General features: G+C 61.3%; 18 protein-coding genes. 15 read left to right on the top strand and 3 right to left on the bottom strand.

The window, feature by feature from the left end; translation table 11 throughout:
* Positions 1–27: 27 nt before the first annotated feature.
* On the bottom strand, positions 28–480 hold the full coding sequence (locus ACPPVR_RS12310; protein WP_426614486.1) for a hypothetical protein: 453 nt from the start codon (positions 478–480) through the stop codon (positions 28–30).
* 168 nt (positions 481–648) lie between these two features.
* Between ACPPVR_RS12310 and ACPPVR_RS12315 the strand changes: the two genes are divergently transcribed.
* The 14 genes from ACPPVR_RS12315 (at position 649) to ACPPVR_RS12380 (ending at position 14,758) form a co-directional block, all read left to right on the top strand.
* Complete coding sequence (locus ACPPVR_RS12315; RefSeq protein ID WP_426616082.1) at positions 649–1,062, top strand: hypothetical protein; 414 nt, start codon at positions 649–651, stop codon at positions 1,060–1,062.
* On the top strand, positions 1,055–2,290 hold the full coding sequence (locus tag ACPPVR_RS12320) for an HlyD family secretion protein (protein WP_426616083.1): 1,236 nt from the start codon (positions 1,055–1,057) through the stop codon (positions 2,288–2,290). Before ACPPVR_RS12315 ends, ACPPVR_RS12320 begins: the two co-directional genes overlap by 8 nt.
* Before the next feature lie 24 nt (positions 2,291–2,314).
* Complete coding sequence (locus tag ACPPVR_RS12325; RefSeq protein WP_426614487.1) at positions 2,315–2,728, top strand: hypothetical protein; 414 nt, start codon at positions 2,315–2,317, stop codon at positions 2,726–2,728.
* Between the two features lie 84 nt (positions 2,729–2,812).
* Positions 2,813–4,714 carry a sensor histidine kinase gene (locus ACPPVR_RS12330; RefSeq protein WP_426614488.1) on the top strand — a complete coding sequence of 634 codons (1,902 nt, stop codon included), beginning with the start codon at positions 2,813–2,815 and terminating at the stop codon, positions 4,712–4,714.
* Positions 4,715–4,856: 142 nt separating this feature from the next.
* Positions 4,857–6,548 (top strand): DUF3300 domain-containing protein, encoded by a 1,692-nt coding sequence (locus ACPPVR_RS12335; protein WP_426616084.1) that lies wholly within the window; start codon positions 4,857–4,859, stop codon positions 6,546–6,548.
* An 11-nt stretch (positions 6,549–6,559) separates the two neighbouring features.
* Entirely contained in the window at positions 6,560–7,474 is a 915-nt protein-coding gene (locus tag ACPPVR_RS12340; RefSeq protein ID WP_426616085.1) for a DUF2950 domain-containing protein, read from the top strand.
* Complete coding sequence (locus tag ACPPVR_RS12345; RefSeq protein WP_426614489.1) at positions 7,458–7,928, top strand: hypothetical protein; 471 nt, start codon at positions 7,458–7,460, stop codon at positions 7,926–7,928. Before ACPPVR_RS12340 ends, ACPPVR_RS12345 begins: the two co-directional genes overlap by 17 nt.
* Before the next feature lie 862 nt (positions 7,929–8,790).
* Positions 8,791–10,044, top strand: coding sequence for a site-specific integrase (locus tag ACPPVR_RS12350; protein WP_426614490.1), 1,254 nt, complete (start codon positions 8,791–8,793; stop codon positions 10,042–10,044).
* A gap of 176 nt (positions 10,045–10,220) precedes the next feature.
* The gene (locus tag ACPPVR_RS12355) at positions 10,221–11,120 is read left to right on the top strand and encodes a hypothetical protein (protein WP_426614491.1); all 900 of its coding nucleotides are present in this window, start codon (positions 10,221–10,223) and stop codon (positions 11,118–11,120) included.
* A gap of 112 nt (positions 11,121–11,232) precedes the next feature.
* Positions 11,233–11,541, top strand: a complete 309-nt coding sequence (locus ACPPVR_RS12360) for a hypothetical protein (protein ID WP_426614492.1) — start codon at positions 11,233–11,235, stop codon at positions 11,539–11,541.
* A gap of 56 nt (positions 11,542–11,597) precedes the next feature.
* A complete protein-coding gene (locus ACPPVR_RS12365) occupies positions 11,598–11,990 on the top strand; it encodes a hypothetical protein (protein ID WP_426614493.1) in 393 nt (130 codons plus the stop codon).
* 15 nt (positions 11,991–12,005) lie between these two features.
* Complete coding sequence (locus tag ACPPVR_RS12370) at positions 12,006–12,755, top strand: bifunctional DNA primase/polymerase (RefSeq protein ID WP_426614494.1); 750 nt, start codon at positions 12,006–12,008, stop codon at positions 12,753–12,755.
* The gene (locus tag ACPPVR_RS12375; RefSeq protein WP_426614495.1) at positions 12,748–14,115 is read left to right on the top strand and encodes a phage/plasmid primase, P4 family; all 1,368 of its coding nucleotides are present in this window, start codon (positions 12,748–12,750) and stop codon (positions 14,113–14,115) included. The genes ACPPVR_RS12370 and ACPPVR_RS12375 overlap by 8 nt, the downstream gene beginning before the upstream one ends.
* Before the next feature lie 316 nt (positions 14,116–14,431).
* A complete protein-coding gene (locus ACPPVR_RS12380; protein WP_426614496.1) occupies positions 14,432–14,758 on the top strand; it encodes a hypothetical protein in 327 nt (108 codons plus the stop codon).
* On the opposite strand, the gene ACPPVR_RS12385 is transcribed toward ACPPVR_RS12380, so the two are convergent.
* Positions 14,736–15,440, bottom strand: a complete 705-nt coding sequence (locus ACPPVR_RS12385; protein ID WP_426614497.1) for a recombinase family protein — start codon at positions 15,438–15,440, stop codon at positions 14,736–14,738. The two genes, ACPPVR_RS12380 and ACPPVR_RS12385, sit on opposite strands and share 23 nt — an antisense overlap.
* 1,144 nt (positions 15,441–16,584) lie before the next feature.
* Between ACPPVR_RS12385 and ACPPVR_RS12390 the strand changes: the two genes are divergently transcribed.
* Positions 16,585–16,761: a DUF2934 domain-containing protein gene (locus ACPPVR_RS12390; protein WP_426614498.1), complete on the top strand. Its 177-nt coding sequence runs from the start codon at positions 16,585–16,587 to the stop codon at positions 16,759–16,761.
* A gap of 82 nt (positions 16,762–16,843) precedes the next feature.
* Here ACPPVR_RS12390 and ACPPVR_RS12395 read toward each other — a convergent pair whose 3' ends face one another.
* A complete protein-coding gene (locus tag ACPPVR_RS12395) occupies positions 16,844–17,023 on the bottom strand; it encodes a hypothetical protein (protein WP_426614499.1) in 180 nt (59 codons plus the stop codon).
* Positions 17,024–17,317: the final 294 nt, after the last annotated feature.

Consider the following 17,317-nt stretch of genomic DNA (forward strand, 5'->3'; position numbering starts at 1 on the left):
AATCGTCGCAAAATCACTCGTCCCAAATCACTCGTCCCAAGCAATGGTCACGCCGATATCGCCCGGAATGCCGCCCGGAAAATCGATGATCTGGTAGGCGATGCGATAACCTCGCGGCTTCAGATAGTCGGTCCAGAGCTGGAAGATCTCCTTGGGGACTCCGGTCAGCGTAGTCTCCCAGCCTTTTTCCATCTGGTTGATGGCGCGTCCCTTGTCGGTGCAGAGCGAGTTAGGGAACCGATAAACCAGCACTTCGGTTAGGCCGTTTCGCACCGCACGCTGGATAATGGTCGAGGCGAGCTTGACCTTCTCTTCCTCGGACTTGCCGGACGGCTTGCTGAGACGCTCGATCAGGGCGCGCTTTTCGGCCTCGACGACGGTGGCGAGACGAACGTACTCGTCCGCCTTTTCAGCGTCCTTGATTGCGGCCTCTTTCCGGATCTGTGCGGCGTCGGGGATCAGATCATCGATGCCGGGCATGCTAACGGCTCCTATGTCTGTATTGCGGGTGTGAGGGAACGCTAGGCGAGTCAGGGGCCGTTCCCTTGATTCAAATCAAGCAAAGCGGCAATCTGCCCGAACACAGTGCCGCACGAGCGCGGCATCGGCAGCGGTTGGGAGAGATCATTGAGCGAGCAGCTTCATCCGATGGCGCCGCATCATCTGCCGTTCTACCTCGCGCCGGGAAGCGGGGTCGATCCGCTCATGGTGGTGATGGGACTGTTCCTGATCGGCACGGTGCTGTGGGTCGGCACGCTCTACTGGCGCCTGCACAGCCTGCCGGAGCGGATGGCGCACAAGTCGCAAAAGCTACAATTTGAATTTGTCGCGGTGCTCGGCCTGATCTCGCTGTTTACGCACATGCATGCGTTCTGGATTGCGGGTCTTTTTTTAGCGATGATCGATATCCCGGATTTCGGTACGCCGATGCGCAGCATCGCCGATTCCGTCGAGAGAATCGCTGACGCGGCGCCCGGGGAGATGAGTGAGACCACTCGAGCCGATCCGCCGCCGCCGCGACAACCCGGTCCCGCCCAGGAAAGGGAGCATGGCCATGTTTGAGCTGATGTTCTGCTCCCTCCTCACGATCGTGCCCGACTATCTCTACCGCCGCTACGCCCAGGGCAAACGTTTCGGCAAAGAGATCACCTTCTTCTCAGTCTGGTACGAGCTGCGCTGGGGGATCACCGGCTGCCTGATGCTCACGGTGTCGCTGATCACCATGATCTTCTATTTCCATCCGACGACATCGAGCGCGACGCTTTATTACCGTACGGTGCCGATCATGCCGGTCGGCGTCGCCGGCCGCGTGGCCGAGGTGAATGTCGGGTTCAGCGCGGCGGTGAAGAAGGGTGACGTGCTGTTCACGCTCGACGGCTTCAAGCAGCAGGCCGCGGTCGAGACCGCCAGGCGCAAGATCGCGGAGGTCGATGCCACCATGCAGACAGCACAGGCTGACGTGGTCAAGGCCGATGCGCAGATCGGGGAAGCCAAGGCCAATTATCAACAGGCCAAGGACGAACTAGACGTCAAGACCGAACTCCAGCGCCGCAATCCCGGGATCGTCGCGCAGCGCGATATCGACAAGCTGCAGGTGCTGGTCGATCAGCGCCAGTCCGGCATCGACGCTGCCACGGCGGCCAGGCAGTCGGCCGCCTTGCAGGTCTCGACCTCGCTTCCGGCGCAGCGGGCCAGTGCCGAGGCAGCGCTGGCAGAGGCGCAGGTGAATTTGGATCAGACGGTTATTCGCGCCGGCGTTGACGGGCGGGTCGAGCAATTTCTGTTGCGCACCGGTGATGTCGTCAATCAACTGTTGCGGCCGGCAGGGGTGCTGATCCCGGATGGTGCCGGCAAAAACGCCCTGCAGGCCGGCTTCGGTCAGATTGAGGCTCAGGTGATGAAGGAGGGAATGGTCGCGGAGGCGACCTGCATCTCCAAGCCTTGGGTAATTATTCCGATGGTGATCACAACGGTGCAGGATTACATCGCCGCCGGTCAGTTCCAGGGCGGTCAGCAGCTCCTCGAGGCCCAGAACGCGCTGAAGCCCGGCACGATCCTCGTGTTCCTGGAGCCGCTTTACAAGGGCGGGCTCGATGGCGTCACGCCGGGCTCGAGCTGCATCGTCAATGCCTACACCAGCAATCACGAGGAGATCTCGGCGAAGGATACGTCGACCGCCCGGAAGATCGCGCTTCACGTGGTTGACGGTGTCGGCTTGGTTCACGCCCTGCTGTTGCGTATCCAGGCGCTGCTATTGCCGATCCAGACGCTGGTCCTGGGCGGTCATTGACGGCGCAAGCGAAGGAACGATGGGATGAACTTTCGAAAAGTGAGTGCGCCGGGCGCAGTGCTGCTGGTATTGGTCCTGATTGCCGCCGGCCACGCCGAGGCGCTCGACCTCAACGGCGCGTGGGCCAGCGATGCCGACAATTGCGGAAAGGTTTTCGCGCGCCAGGGCGCTCAACTCGGCTTCACCGACATGTCTGATGTCTATGGTGGCGGCTTCATTGTCGACGGCGACCAGATCATCGGAAAGTTCGCCCGCTGCCGGATCAAGGCAAGGAAGGACAGCGGCCCGAGCGTTAACCTGATCGCCGCCTGCGCGACCGATATCATGCTCTCCAGCGTCCAGTTCAGCCTGAAGGAACTCGATGCCAACAGCGTCGCTCGGCTCTTTCCGGGAATGGAGGACATGGAGATCCGCTATCACCGCTGTCCGGCGAAATAGCGACTGCTTCTCGGCCTGTCGGTACCGCGCGATTCCCGCTAGAATTGTCCGAGAGCGGGGCGCTTGAAGCCGCCGGGGATGAGCATGAGCGGACGCGTGACAATTGGGCCAGTCAAACCGTGGCCAGCCGCAGCCATGCTGCTGTATTTTGGCTTGATGATCGCTGCCAGCGTCCTGCCCCGATCAGCCAGCGCTGCCGAGCCGGGTGCGACCACGCGCAGCGAGCCCAAGCGCGTGCTGGTACTGCATTCCTTCGGCCGCGAATTCCGGCCCTGGAGCGAATATGCGCGCAGCATCAAGGCCGAGCTTGAGCGGCAATCGCCATGGCCGCTCGATATCCAGGAGCACACGCTGCTCACCGCACGCTTCAACAATTCGGGGCCAGAAGCGCCCTTCGTCGAGTATTTGCGCTCGCTCTACCTGGGCTCACCGCCTGACCTCGTGCTGAGCATTGGCGCGCCAGCTGCTCGTTTTGTGCAGAGATACCGAGGACAGCTTTTCTTGGATACGCCGACGGTCCTGACTGTCGTCGAGCAGCGGCTGGTGAACCGGCTCGATCTCACCGACAACGACGTCGTCGTCTCAGTCCGCAACGACTTCATGGCTGCGTTCGAAAATATTCTCCAGGTGTTACCGGACACGAAGACGGTCGCGATGGTGATCGGTGCGTCACAGCTTGAAAAATTCTGGATCGACGAGGTGCAGCGGGAATTGAAGCCGCTCGAAGGCCGGATCAGTCTCGTCTGGTATTCGGACCTGGCGTTCGAGGACATTCTCAAGCGCGCATCGACGCTGCCGCCGCATACGGTATTGTTCTGGGGCCTGATGTCGGTCGATGCCGGAGGAATCGTCCACGAAGGGGACATCGCCTTGCGCCGGCTACACGAGGTCGCCAACGTGCCGATCTTCTCCTACCAGGAGCCCTTCTTTGGTGGCACCACTGTCGGCGGCCCTATGCAACTGACCGCGGAGACAAGCCTGAAGACCGTCGATGCCGCCATGCGTATCTTCGGCGGCGAGAAGCCCGCCAGCATCAAATATGAGCCGATCGTGTTCGGGCCGCCGAGATACGATTGGCGCGAGTTGCGGCGCTGGGGCATCAGCGAGAGCAATCTGCCTCCCGGCAGCGAAGTGCTGTTCCGCGAACCGAGCATCTGGGAACGCTTTCGCTGGCAGATGGCGCTGATCATGAGTGTGTTTCTGCTGCAAGCCGGCTTGATCAGCGTATTGCTCCATGAGCGGCGGCGTCGCCAGGGTGCCGAAGTCGAGTCGCGTCAGCGCCTTGCAGAGCTGGCTCACGCCAATCGCTATTCAGCCGTCGGCGAGCTGACGACCTCGATCGCGCATGAACTGAACCAGCCGCTTGGTGCTATCCTGACCAACGCCGAGACGGCCGAGCTCATGCTCAAGGGGGCTTCGCCCGACATCGACGAGATCCGGCTGATCCTCGCCGACATCAGGCGCGACGATCAGCGGGCGAGCGAGGTCATCCGCAGGCTGCGCAGCGTTTTGAAGAAGACGCCGTTCGAGATCACTGACATCGAACTGAACGACACGGTGCGGGAGGCGATCGGCCTGGTCACGGCCATTGCCGGTGGACGCCGCGTCGCGTTGAGCTACGCGCCCGTATTCGCCGATCTGCACGTCAAGGGCGATTCCGTGCAGATTCAGCAGGTCGTGCTCAATTTGATCATCAACGCGATGGACGCGGTCTCGGACGCGGACAAGAAGAAGCGCGAGGTCAGCGTATCGACGTTGCGCGCCGGCAACCAGGCCGAGATCAGGGTGGGCGACACCGGTCCCGGCATCGCGGCCGGCGATCTCGCACACGTCTTCGATCCGTTCTTCACGACCAAGCCGCAGGGCATGGGCATGGGACTTGCGATCGTCAAGACCATCGTCGAAGCTCATCATGGAACGATTGCTGCCGAGAACCTGCCGTCTGGCGGCGCGCTGTTTGTGATCAGGCTTCCGATCAGCCGCTAGTGCCGCCCTTTTCGCGCTCCGGCAGGGCGAAATTGCTCTCGCGGCGCAACAAGGCGGCGAAGCCGGGTTTCGTTGATCTCGATCAACAAACGCTCATGTCCCTGCCCGATCCTCTGGGTCGGAGAGTTCGACGGAGGCTATGATGTTTCGCTGCGGCAACACCCTGATGGCGCTTGCGTTGATGGTGACAATCCCGGTCGCCGCGATGGCGCAGACGGCAGACAAACCGGCGGTTCCGAGCACGCAGGCGCAGCCCGCCAGCCCGCCGGCACCGGTCGCCGAGCTTCTCAAGCCCGAGCAGCTCGAAGCTCTGGTCGCGCCGATCGCGCTCTATCCCGACGAGCTGCTTGTCAATCTGCTGGCCGCGTCGACCTATCCGCTCGAGGTGGTACAGGCCGACCGCTGGCTGAAGGATCATAAGAGCCTGAAGGGCGATGCGCTGAAGGCCGAGGTCGGCAAGCAGGGCTGGGACGACAGCGTCAAGGCGCTCGCCAGTACGGCCGATGTTCTTTCGATGATGAGTGACAAGCTCGAATGGACCCAGAAGCTCGGCGACGCTTTTCTCGCGCAGCAGCCCGATGTGATGGACGCGATCCAGCGCCTGCGCAACAAGGCCTATGACAACAAGAAGCTGGTCACCACCAAGCAGCAGAAGGTCAGCGTCCAGAGTCAGGAAGGCAAGCAGGTTGTTGTCATTCAGCAGGCCGATCCCGAGACGATGTACGTCCCCTATTACGATCCGGCGACGGTCTATGGCACCTGGCCTTATGCGGACTACCAGCCGTATTATTTCGGCTATCCGTCCTATATCGGTGCCGGCGCGGTCGCTGCCGGCCTCGCCTTCGGCACGGCCTGGGCGATCGGGCGCTGGGGCAATTACTGGGGCGGCGGCGCCAACTGGGGTAACCGCAACGTCTACGTCAACCATCGCACCACCAACATCAACAACGGCTGGCAGCACAATCCGGCGCATCGTCAGGGCGTGCGCTACAACAACACCAACGTCCAGCAGCGCTTCGGCAACAACAATCTGAAGGCCGGTGCATCGGACCGGATGGATTTCCGCGGTCGCGACGGAAACCAGGTGCTGCGTCCCAATCAGGGCGGGCCAGGAGATCGTGCGGGCGATCGTGGCGGTCCCGGTGATCGCGGCGGAGCCGGTGATCGCGCTGGAAATCGTGGAGATCGTGCGGGTGCGGGCGATCGCCCGAGCGCAGGGACGCGAGACCGGCCCGGTGGTGGTGATCGTGCCAAGGGTGGTGGTGACCGCGCCAAGGGCGGTGGTGATCGTGCCAAAGGCGGCGGCGACCGTGCCAAGGCCGCGAACCGCGGCGGCGGTGCTGCCGCCAACCGTGGCGGTGGTGGCAATCGCGGCGGCGCGATGAACGTCTCCTCCGGCAGGTCGGCGGCCGCGGCATCGGCGCGCGGACGGTCGAGCATGGCGAGCATGCCGCGCGGTGGCGGCGGCGGACCAAGCATGGCTGGGCGAGGCGGCGGTGGCGGGATGGCTGCGCGTGGAGGAGGCGGAGGCGGCGGAGGTGGTCGTGGTGGCGGCGGCGGTGGCCGGCGCTCCGATATTGCTCTGAAGCACGACATTGTGCTGCTTGGGCATCTCGCCAACGGCCTCGGCTATTACCGCTTCAGCTACATCGGCAGCCACAAGGCCTATGTCGGCGTCATGGCGCAAGAGGTCGAAAGCGTGAGGCCGGATGCGGTGACCCGCGGCAGCGACGGCTATCTGCGAGTCTATTACGACAAGCTCGGTGTGACATTCCGCAGCTACAGCGACTGGCTGGCGGGCGGCGCAAGAATCCCTGCGGAGGTGTCGCCATGATCTGTCTGAATATGATCGGACTGAAATCGATTCATCGCGCCATCCTGCCGGGCATTATCGTGCTCGCGCTCGTGAGCACGGCGGGCCTCGCGCAACAGTCCTATCCGACGCCGGAGGATGCCGCATCGGCGCTTGCCGCCGCGGCGAAGGCCGGGCCGGGCGACATCCTGAAGGTGCTCGGCAGATCGGCCGACGAAATCGTATCATCCGGCGACGAGGTCGCCGACGCCGACATCCGCGCACGCTTCGTCTCGATGTATGACGCCCGGCATGCGATCAAGGCGGAGGGCAACAAGAAGGCGACGCTGCTGCTCGGTCCAGACGATTTCCCGTTCCCGATTCCGCTGGTCAACACCAAGACGGGCTGGGAGTTCGACACGGACGAGGGACGGATTGAGGTGCTTCGCCGTCGCATCGGACGCAACGAGCTCGACGCGATCCAGACTGCGCTCGCCTATGTCGACGCCCAGACCGAATATGCCGACAAGGATCGCGGCGCGGGCGCGGGCGTCTACGCGCAACGCTTCCTGTCTACGCCCGGCAAGAAGGACGGCCTGTTCTGGCGCGACGACAGCGACCCGAGCCCGCTCGGCGCCTTGGTCGCGGAGGCTTCGGCCGAAGGTTACAAGCCGGGCGAGGAGTCGGCGCCCTATCACGGTTATCACTTCCGCATCCTGAAGGGTCAGGGTTCCGATGCGCCGGGCGGTGCGCTCAACTACGTCGTCAAGGACAAGATGATCGGCGGTTTTGGCCTGATCGCCTGGCCCGCGGAGTACGGCAATTCCGGCGTCATGACGTTCGTCGTCAACCATGCGGGCACCGTCTACGAGAAGGATCTCGGCACGCGAACCGAATTTGTCGCGCCGCGCACGACATTGTTCGATCCGGACCAGACCTGGAAGAAGGTCGATGCGGCAAAACCCTGAGCGGCGCGCGGCGTTGCGCGCACGTGGCTGCCGCCTGATCTCAAGCGTCTTACTCGGACTTGCGCTTGCCGTACCGGCGACGTCATCCTTCGCGCAAGCCGCCGGCCATGTCCGTGCCAGCATCGTCAAGGCCGGCCTTCTGGTCGGAGGCGGCGCCGGCCGCGGTGTGCTGACCTACCGCGGCAAGAGCTATCCCTTCAGAATCACCGGCATGAGTTTTGGCATCACGGTCGGCGCCACCGTCGGCCGGCTCGACGGTTGGGCCTCGGACATCGGCGAGGTCGGTGACTTCGCCGGCACCTACAGCTCCGTCGGCGGCGGCTTCGCTTTGGTCGGCGGCGTCAGCGGCGTCCATTTACGTAACGAAAAGGGCGTGACGATCGTGTTGCAGGGCCCCAAGGCGGGGCTGGAACTCGCAGCGAATATCAGCCAGATCATGATCTCACTGAAATAACCCTGCGCGGCGCCATCATCGGAATAGGCGGCCTTTCGTCGCGGGCGATCATCATCGCGGCCGATGGAAGCCATCAGGAAAATGCCCAATCGGCCCTGAACGCCCTGTGCTAACAAAAATCAGTTGCGACGGGCGCTGAGACCTTGCTCTTCCCATACGAGCTGCGACTCATTCATTAGTTGGCCAGCCCGTAGCCCGGATTGCGCTGCGCTCCATCCGGGTTACGAGTGCTACCTGGCCTGTTTCGCTTACCTGTCAATCCGCGATCGCGAAAATATTCCACTTTACCGAAATTCGGAATTGACGCATGTGTCGACCAACCCGGCTCACCTTGAGGGGCGATCTTGTGTCGTCACGTTTCGCGAGCCGGGCTTGCGGTGGACGCGGCAGCGTCGGGCGCGAGAGGCGTGGGCAGGGCGGTTTGCTCTCCGTGAGCCCGAGGCTTCGTGCCGACGAGCGGCGCTGTTAGGTTCGTCTCGCCAGCATTCTTTCGGCAACGTCGACAACGCCGGAGGATAATGCTGCGAACAAGCGGGCCGTGCGTACGGCAAAACCGTGTGGTCCTGGCCGTCGTTGCTACGGTCAAGCTCTTGCGGAGGCGGCATTGGCGTCAACCGGCGCGGTGTCTGCGAATTTCGCGGGGCGAGGGAGGCCAGAACGAACTCGGCTCCCGGGAGAGCACGGCATAAGCCGTCAACCCACTGCGCAGGGAAAATAAAAAGGCCCATGAAGTTCTATGGAGCCCCGTGGACTCCGCAAGCCATTGATCATCCACGCAATATACCCATAACGTGTCATACGCCTTCATCGGCCTTTACCGACACCATCGCGACACTTCACGGGAACGGGGACACGATTTCACATGGCACGCAGGGTGAGTTTTGCCGCACTGGAAAGCCGCAGTGCACGGCTTCGATTGAAGATTCGCCGCAGGCCCTACAGCGGTCCGTCGCTCGCGCGCGGAATCGCGTTGATGTACAGGCGCAACAAGACCAACGGCACATGGGTACTTAAGGTCAGCGACGGCCATGGCGCCTACTGGACCAAGGGCTTCGCGCTGGCCGACGACTTCGAGGAAGCCGACGCCAAGAGCGTGCTGACCTTTCATGAGGCGCAGGATGCGGCGAAGAGGCTAGCACGCAGCGATAGCGGCGGCGCCGACAATGCACCGATCACTATTGATGGTGCGCTGAAGGACTACAGGCGCGATCTGGAAGCCCGCGGAGCCAACCCCTACAACGCAGAACATCCGCGCCTGCATCTCACGCCTGCGCTGCTGTCGAAGCCTATCGCGCTGCTGGCGGCTACCGAGCTGAAGAGGTGGCGCGACGGTCTGCTAGGCACGATGGCGCTGGCCACGATCAATCGGCTCTGCCGTTGCGTTTGCGCCGCGCTGGAACTGGCGGCACGGCATGACCAGCGCATCAAGAACCGCGATGCATGGGAAGTTGGTCTCGCTAATCTGCCGAACGCGCAGGAGGCGAGAAACGTCATCTTGCCAGACGACAAGGTGCATGAATTCGTCGCCGCCGCTTACGGACTCGATCATCAATTCGGTTTGCTGGCCGATACGGTGGCGAACACTGGCGCCCGTCCGAGTCAGGCGGTCCGGCTTCGCGTCGAAGACCTGCACGATCATCCGGTGCGGCCGAAATTGATGATGCCGAAGTCTGCCAAGGGCGGCGGCAGAAATCGCAGTGCGAAAAAGGCCGAGCGTTACAGCGTGCCGATTACGATGCAATTGGCTGTGCGGCTGAAGCAGGCGGCTAGAGGTCGTGTAGTCGATGCTCCACTGCTGTTGCAAAGCGAAGGCAGCCCTTGGGATAACAATCCGGGTCAGAACTATCATCGCCAAGTGGATAAGGTCGTTATCGCCATCGGGCTCGATCCTGCTGATGTGACGATGTATTGCCTGCGCCACTCCAGCATCGTTCGCATGCTGCTGCGAAACGTACCGATCCGGCTGGTGGCGTCGCTGCACAACACCAGCGTAGCGATGATCGAAAAGCATTATTCGAGGTACATCACCGAGCATTCCATCGACGACATCGCGCGCATCGGACTGTTGTCGGAACCTGCGCCAGCCGCTGACAATGTGGTCGCACTTGTGCGATGAGACGCGTTCAAGGCGACGGAACCAAACATTACAGACAGGCTGCCAAGAAATATTTGTAGGGAGCACGACCAAGACGTAAACTCACTGTTGGCGCGGATAGGGTAGCTCCCGATAAGCCGGCTTGCACCGCTGGCTTCCGCGCACCTCAGGGTGCCTGGTTCGCGAGTGCACGCGAAATGACTGACGAGCCCGACGATATTGAACTCGACCTGCTGCGGGAACGCCTCCCTATGCTAGCTGAGCGTGGCGAGATCACCGGAAAGAAAGCCGAGGCAACGGCGGCTGCCTTTGGTCTCGAGCCGGTCGAGAGGAAGCCTGAACTTCCTCGCTTCGATCCAAAGCTTAAAACTCACTGGTCGATTCTGATGGTGGTAGCTTGGATTGCGTGGCGTGATTTTGAACTGGTCAGGAAGCAGGATCCCGAGTTCTGTTCGGCGTGTTTTCATTGGGTCGGTCGCGTGCGGAAAGTAGTCCCGCAGAATGACGGCGAGCCCGTCACGCGCATGGTATATTCTCTGGAGGCGCGCCGCGCGCCGACGGTCGAACGCCTGTCGCTCCTGGACGAATTGTTACGCGATGGAGCTAAGGTTTCTTCAAACGCCGTCATGAGGATCCGGGAAGCGGTGGCCGCGCTCTGGCAGGCGTTGTCGGAGGGGCATCTGGTAGCATTGGGTTTCGACGCCCAGGGCACCGTGGTCGAGATCCCATCGAGGGAGTGGGTTTACCTTCAGTTGCGCGAGGAAGGGGGGCGAGACGTCCTAAGCTATGAAGCCGAAGGCCAACCCGAGCCCTTCACCGGACTGAAATTTCTGCAGAGCGATGTGTTGCGGCTATGGCCCGTGACCGGGGAATTACCCGAGCATGATCGGGCAGATATTGCGACCAAGGCACAGAAACCCCGTCGGCAAATCGACCGTACCAAGTGGGCGCTAGGCAAGAAATTTCCGAATGGGGTGCCGCCCGATCTTACCGGGAAGGCAGTCCGACGTGCTATCGAGCCGACTTTTAAAAAGAACTCTTGGAAATTGCCTTCAGTTGACACCATCGCCCGTGCTAGGGGCCGGGGCCAACGATAGGTCGGTTGACACGCAAATACGCAAATAGACAAATGCGTTTTTGCGTGTTCGCATAAGAGTCCACGCTGCCTCATAGTTCTCCATACCGCTTCTCAAGCATGGAGGACAAAGCATGGCGCGCCCTGCAGTCGCCGATCGCAAGCCGATCCAAGCCAATGCAGCCGATCACGTTGACGCCTATAGTATTGACGAATTCTGCGCGCGTCATCGCATCAGCCCGCAGCTCTTCTACAAGCTGAAGCCGCAGGGCCTGATGCCCTTAACGTTCAGTGTCGGCACTCGCGTGTTGATCTCGCGCGAGGCCGCGGATGCGTGGCGTCGGGCGCGCGAAAATGCCGCGCAGCAGCCACCGGTGCGTTTTTGCGATGACCTCGCCCGGGCACCTTCTTTTCCCCAGAGCAAGAACAGGAAAACTACATGACACATTTCACCCAGCCCAGATCCTCATCCCTGAACTGAAAAAAACAGGAGCCATACATGGCCAAACGTAAAGATATTTTTCCGTCCAAGTTCTTGAAGGCGAATGATCTCGCCGGCAAGCCACTCGTCCTCGAGATCGTGCGTTCTCCAACCGAGACACTCGGCAGCGGCGCCGATGCGGAGCAGAAGACCGTTCTGTATTTCCGCGGCAGCACAAAGCCGCTGCCGCTCAATATGGTCAACTGGGATAGCGTCGCCGCCATCGCCGGTGACGATACCGACGACTGGCGCGGTCATCGCATTGAACTCTATCCGACCACGACGACGCTGCGGGGCAGCACCGTTGATTGCATCCGTATTCGCCCGCCCAGACAGACGGAACGGCCTCAGCCGCAGGGGAAGTCGCCCGGCTTAGCGAACGCCGACATGGACGACGACATACCGTTCTAACCCGGAGTGCTTGCCGTGATCCGTACAGCCTTGGCTCTCGCGGCGCGAGGATTCCACATCTTCCCGTGCCGGCCGCATGAAAAGCGGCCGGCCACGGCCAACGGTCTCAAGGACGCCACCGCGGACTCGGACATCATCAAGGCGTGGTGGCAGGAACAGCCCGACAACAACATTGCCATCGCGACCGGGGCGGCTTCTGGCATCTTCGTCGTCGACATCGACGGCCTCGACGCCGAAGCCACGCTGCGTCGACTTGAAGCCGAGCTCGGCGCTTTGCCCGCCACCGTCGAAGCCATCACCGCCCGAGGTAGGCACATTTATTTTAAATGGCCGCAGGAGCCGGTGCGCAATTCCGCTGGCAAGATCGGCGAGCACATCGACATCAGGGGTGACGGCGGTTATGTGATCGCCCCGCCGAGCATCCATCCCAGTGGCCGCCGCTATTCCTGGAGCGTCGATAGCGCCAACAGCTTCGCCGACGCGCCCAGTTGGCTCCTGGCAAGGCAGAACGGTTCTGCCGCCGGCGCAATCCCTACCCCGGAATGGCGAACGCTGATCGAGGGCGTCAGCGAAGGCGCTCGCGACTGCAGCCTTGCCAAGCTCGCCGGCCATCTTCTGCGCCATCATGTCAACCCCTTTGTCACGCTCGGCCTACTGCAATCCTGGAACACCACCAACTGCACGCCACCGCTGCCGGCCGCAGACATCGAGCGGATTGTCAACAGCATCGCCGGCAAGGAACTGCGGAGGCGCGGCAGTGGCTGACAACATCATCAAGCTGGCGACTCTGCAGGATGCCGGCGAACTTCCGGCCAGCTCCGAAGACGTGCTCGCGCTCACCTATGCGGATCGGCATGCTGCCGACTCCCGATATGTTGCAGCTTGGGGACGCTGGCTACTTTATGACGGCGCTCGGTGGAGTTTCGACAACACGCTGCACGCGTTTGACCGCGCTCGGGCGATCTGCCGGGAGTCGGCGCGCGAATGCGCCAAGCCCACCGCTGTGGTGTCCGCCAAGACCGTAGCCGCTGTAGTGTGGCTTGCCCGCGCCGATCGCCGCCTCGCGGCCACGGACGAGCAGTTTGACGAAAACCACATGTTGCTCGTCACGGCGGCCGATGAGGACACCCCGGCTGCGACTTACGACCTGACCACCGGACTGAGCCGCCCGCCGGAACCGCTCGACTACATGACGAAGGCAACGGCCTGCAGCGCCGCGGCTCGCGGCACGCCGCACCCGCGCTGGAGTGCGTTTCTTGATCGCATCACCGGTGGTGATGTGGAGCTGCAGGCTTTCCTCCGGCGCTATATCGGATACTGTTGTACCGGCCTCACGAGCGAGCACGCCTTCCTGTTTGCGTACGGCACCGGGGCGAACGGCAAAAGTACCTTCATCAACACGATCACCCGCATCCTCGCCGAATATGTTGCTGTCGCCGACATGGGCACGTTCATCGCCAGCAATACAGAGCGTCACCCGACCGACCTGGCTAAGCTACGCGGTGCACGCCTGGTTGTCGCGCAGGAAACGCAGAAAGGGCGCCGCTGGGACGAGACCAAGATCAAGGCACTGACCGGGGGAGACCGGTTGACGGCCCGCTTCATGAGGCAAGATTTTTTCGACTTTGTGCCAACATTCAAGCTGTTCATTGCCGGCAACCACAAACCGCGGCTTGGCTCCGTAGATGAAGCGATGCGGCGACGCTTGCTAATTGTACCCTTCACCGTCCGTATCCCGGCCGACGAACGCGACCCCGAACTGGCCGAAAAGCTGTGGGGCGAGCGCGCGGCGATCCTTCGATGGTGTCTCGACGGCTGCCTGCAGTGGCAGCGGGACGGCCTTGCAGCGCCCGCCTGTGTACGCGACGCGACCGACGAATACTTCCGTGATCAGGACACAACCGGCGAGTGGTTGGAAGACTGCACGGAAGATGCGGACGATCGTGCCTTTACGCGCATGGCCGATTTGTTTGCTTCCTGGAAAATTTGGTGCGAGGACCGCAACATCATGCCGGGGAGCAGTAAGGCGTTGTCGGGCATGCTCGAGGATCGCGGTTACGCAAAGCGGCGGGAAGCAGGTACAGGCCAGCGCGGCTTCGCGCGCATCGTCGTCAAGAAACACTGAGAGGACTGTGACAGGTATGACAGGTTACCTCATTATCGACGTCACGCGCGCGCATGTGACGTCCACAACCGGAAAACCTGTCACCACCTGTCACGGCGTTGAGTTCCACATGGCCTCGGCACATCAATTTCGAACGGCACAAGGCTGATTTCTACGCGACGCCCAGGAAATCGAAGCTCTTCGCGATGTGACGGTTCAGTTCCGATAATCGCCTATTTGGGCGATCGCAGTGACCGGGCTCAATGCCTGTAGTTTCGACGCCAATCTTGGCCTAAGATCAGTTAGATAGGGATACGGATATAAGGTCTGATTGTTTATGGGTAGGCCGGTCGGAAGCCTGAATAAGGAGCGGCCCTTTGCCGACGCGCTCCGGATTGCGCTTTGCCGCCGACCACTTGCGTTGCGCAGGGTCGCGGACCAACTCCTCGACAAGGCGGAGCAGGGCAGTCTTGCGCACATTCACGAGCTGATTGATCGACTGGATGGCAAGGCTGCTCAGGTGATTGACCCGCGCGACGTGCCGATCGAAGAACTCAGCGATGCCGAGCTCTATCGGATTATCGCGGACGCCAGATCGCGCCCAGAGCCGTCGAAGATACTGCTGATCCCGCCGGCAAAAATCAGATCGGATGATCCAACTTGAGTCCGGCTGAGTCGTCACATGAAAAGCGCAGGCGACTGAGAAGTCTGATGACTTGAGTGGCTTGCCACTTACCGCCTCTCGGTGTGGTAACCCCTCGCTCGTTCAGGATCACCGAGATGCGTTTGGCCGGCAGGTTGCGTAGCGGCGCGATAATCGGGCGGAAATGCTCCGCGTGTAGGTCAGCTTCTGCCCTGCGCGCTTCTCCGATTGCAGGATTGCCGAGCGCCTGCCCGCGAGCTTTGGCTGCTGCAAGGGCCTCCCTCGTGCGCTGAGCAATGCGCTCGCGCTCCTTCTCTGCGACCGCGGCGTGAACGTGCAACATGAAGCTATCAACGTCAGGCCCGAGCTCAGTGACGATGAAGGGGATGCGCTGGACCATCAGGCCGCTGATGAAATGAACGTCCCGGCTTAGTCGGTCCAGTTTGGCGATGACGATTGGTGCTGCGCCAGCCTTGCCACCTCGACCAACCTTGCGAGCAAATTTCATGGCTGCTGCAAGCTCAGGCCGTCGCTCCAACGCATCGGCGCCCTTGCCGGTCTCCACCTCGCGGTACTCGGCCTCGATGTTGTAGCCGTGCTGCGCGCAGAACGATCTGATTGTGGCTTGTTGCGCCTCGAGCCCAAGACCGCTGCGGCCTTGCTTGGGTTTTGAAACGCGGATGTAGGAAACGGCGGGCCGCATAGAATATTTATCCTCTCGAGAATTACACGTGATCGTGCGTCTATTTGTAAACTCCGATAGCGTACCGGATCGATGTGCAATTCGGAATCCACTTTCTTCGGAATGCGCAATTTATCGAAAGCGTCTCGGTGGGTGCGCCGCTCCACCTGCTTACCGCGCGTGGCGCGGCTCCGCTTACTCAATGGCGCGAGAGAGCACCGAAGCGCGGAAGGAGAGCTGATGCCGTCCCAAACCGCGTGTGGATTTATCGAACAGCAAGATGCGTCTCGCAGCGAGGCCCCCGGATCCTCTTTGGTCGAGGGGTGGGGGAGAGGGAAAATTGTGCGGGAAGCATGCTTACAATTTTCAAAGCCCGCTTGAAAACCCACACTCACATTCCGCATTCGGGAGTGGGGCGGAAGCTGCCCCGAGAGGTGGTCGTCGACGGCTTGGGAACAGACTCTTCGTCACATGTGTAGAGGTTGTGTTCAGCAAGCTTAGCCTTGCCGAACGCAAGCATTTGGCGAAGGTCGCCGTTCCACTATGATGTGTCTGTGCCGCTTTCACCATGTCCAGCAAAAGGCTGGCGCCGGCATGGCTCTCGAATCGATACTCACCCACCATCGAACAGGCGATTATGGCGTTGCTATCCATGCCGGTCAAAAAGCAGGGGAGAGAATATTTCTACCGCATGATCATAGCGGAGCGACGGCGCGCCTGATCTCTTTACACGACGTTAATCGTGTTGCTTAGGGCGCCGGCAATCTGTGCAGGGGGAGTATTGGTCAGGAGGATTTTCATGACCGATAAAGTGAAATGCCTTTGCTCGAATTGTCGAAAACCCTTTTCCGAACGAGCCCAACGTCTCAAGCCTGGCTATCAGGTGCAGTGCCCAAACTGCATGAGGCTGATCACGTTTGACGCAGGTTCCGAGGATCCCAATATCCGGCGCCCCCTCAAGACCGCGAGAGATATCAGGCTTGCCGCGGAAGACGCGTTAGCGGCAGCGCGAGCGGCTCAAATGCAGCCGAAACGGGAGACAACGTTCTAGGGGGGACAGCGCGGCGGACTGATGGCTGACCGGGCTTCCTGCACCGCTTGCGGCACCTCTCCTCACGGGAACACTTGCGCTGCACCCCGCGTTTTTCCTGAAAGGGAGGAAGTCATGGCTAGTCTAAGCGAAGAGGAAATTCGTGGCCGCACCTACCATCTTTGGCGAGGAGCCGGTGAGCCTGCCGGACGGATGGATACTTTTTGGTACGAGGCGGAGAAGGAGCTTCTTGCCGAGCGCAGGGAGTTTGGCGAGGTACCGCCGGGAATGACAGACAACCTGCCGGTCTAAAGCCACAGGATGTGCTTGAGTGACGGTGCCGAGATCTTGCGCATCACCCTCTCGGGGCTGGAAAGCCGCCGCCTGCGATCATTTAAGCGGGCGGCGTTTTTGCTTTCTTGTCGGCTTCACAGCGTTCCAACCGCCCGGCGTCGGCGTCGAGATTGTCCGCCAAGTTCTTCAAAATCTGGCAATCGTAGTCGGTGCTGACTGAGCTGGAGAGCCGCGAGGCTCTGCGGGCCTGGTCTCGAAGGTATTCGCTCTGCTTGCTCATTAGAGGCAAGCACCAGCGAATAGGGGCGTTCCCGGGGAAGACAACTATTCCTGGCGACTTGATTTTGTTCCTGATTTGTTCACGATGGAGGTTCATCCAGCCGCAGGGCGAAATATGCCATCCCTCGAATATCTCCGCTCCGAAATCGAGCGAATGCGCACGCAGATCAGCCGGCAGCGCAACGAAATCCTTCAGCTCCAGCGTGCCGGTATCAGCACGGCTTCGGCCGCGTCCCTACTTTTGCGGATGCAGGACAAGGTCGACGGCGTGAAATATCGCCTGCCGATCACCCAG

It is taken from the genome of Bradyrhizobium sp. McL0616 (genome assembly GCF_049993385.1).
Lineage (GTDB): Bacteria > Pseudomonadota > Alphaproteobacteria > Rhizobiales > Xanthobacteraceae > Bradyrhizobium.

Coding starts and splice junctions, on each gene's coding strand:
- ACPPVR_RS12395 (WP_426614499.1), bottom strand. CDS start 17,023: ATGAGCAAGCAGAGCGAATACCTTCGAGACCAGGCCCGCAGAGCCTCG.
- ACPPVR_RS12385 (WP_426614497.1), bottom strand. CDS start 15,440: ATGCGGCCCGCCGTTTCCTACATCCGCGTTTCAAAACCCAAGCAAGGC.
- ACPPVR_RS12380 (WP_426614496.1), top strand. CDS start 14,432: ATGGGTAGGCCGGTCGGAAGCCTGAATAAGGAGCGGCCCTTTGCCGAC.
- ACPPVR_RS12340 (WP_426616085.1), top strand. CDS start 6,560: ATGATCGGACTGAAATCGATTCATCGCGCCATCCTGCCGGGCATTATC.
- ACPPVR_RS12345 (WP_426614489.1), top strand. CDS start 7,458: ATGCGGCAAAACCCTGAGCGGCGCGCGGCGTTGCGCGCACGTGGCTGC.
- ACPPVR_RS12315 (WP_426616082.1), top strand. CDS start 649: ATGGCGCCGCATCATCTGCCGTTCTACCTCGCGCCGGGAAGCGGGGTC.
- ACPPVR_RS12360 (WP_426614492.1), top strand. CDS start 11,233: ATGGCGCGCCCTGCAGTCGCCGATCGCAAGCCGATCCAAGCCAATGCA.
- ACPPVR_RS12310 (WP_426614486.1), bottom strand. CDS start 480: ATGCCCGGCATCGATGATCTGATCCCCGACGCCGCACAGATCCGGAAA.
- ACPPVR_RS12335 (WP_426616084.1), top strand. CDS start 4,857: ATGTTTCGCTGCGGCAACACCCTGATGGCGCTTGCGTTGATGGTGACA.
- ACPPVR_RS12350 (WP_426614490.1), top strand. CDS start 8,791: ATGGCACGCAGGGTGAGTTTTGCCGCACTGGAAAGCCGCAGTGCACGG.
- ACPPVR_RS12390 (WP_426614498.1), top strand. CDS start 16,585: ATGGCTAGTCTAAGCGAAGAGGAAATTCGTGGCCGCACCTACCATCTT.
- ACPPVR_RS12330 (WP_426614488.1), top strand. CDS start 2,813: ATGAGCGGACGCGTGACAATTGGGCCAGTCAAACCGTGGCCAGCCGCA.
- ACPPVR_RS12325 (WP_426614487.1), top strand. CDS start 2,315: ATGAACTTTCGAAAAGTGAGTGCGCCGGGCGCAGTGCTGCTGGTATTG.
- ACPPVR_RS12320 (WP_426616083.1), top strand. CDS start 1,055: ATGTTTGAGCTGATGTTCTGCTCCCTCCTCACGATCGTGCCCGACTAT.
- ACPPVR_RS12355 (WP_426614491.1), top strand. CDS start 10,221: ATGACTGACGAGCCCGACGATATTGAACTCGACCTGCTGCGGGAACGC.
- ACPPVR_RS12365 (WP_426614493.1), top strand. CDS start 11,598: ATGGCCAAACGTAAAGATATTTTTCCGTCCAAGTTCTTGAAGGCGAAT.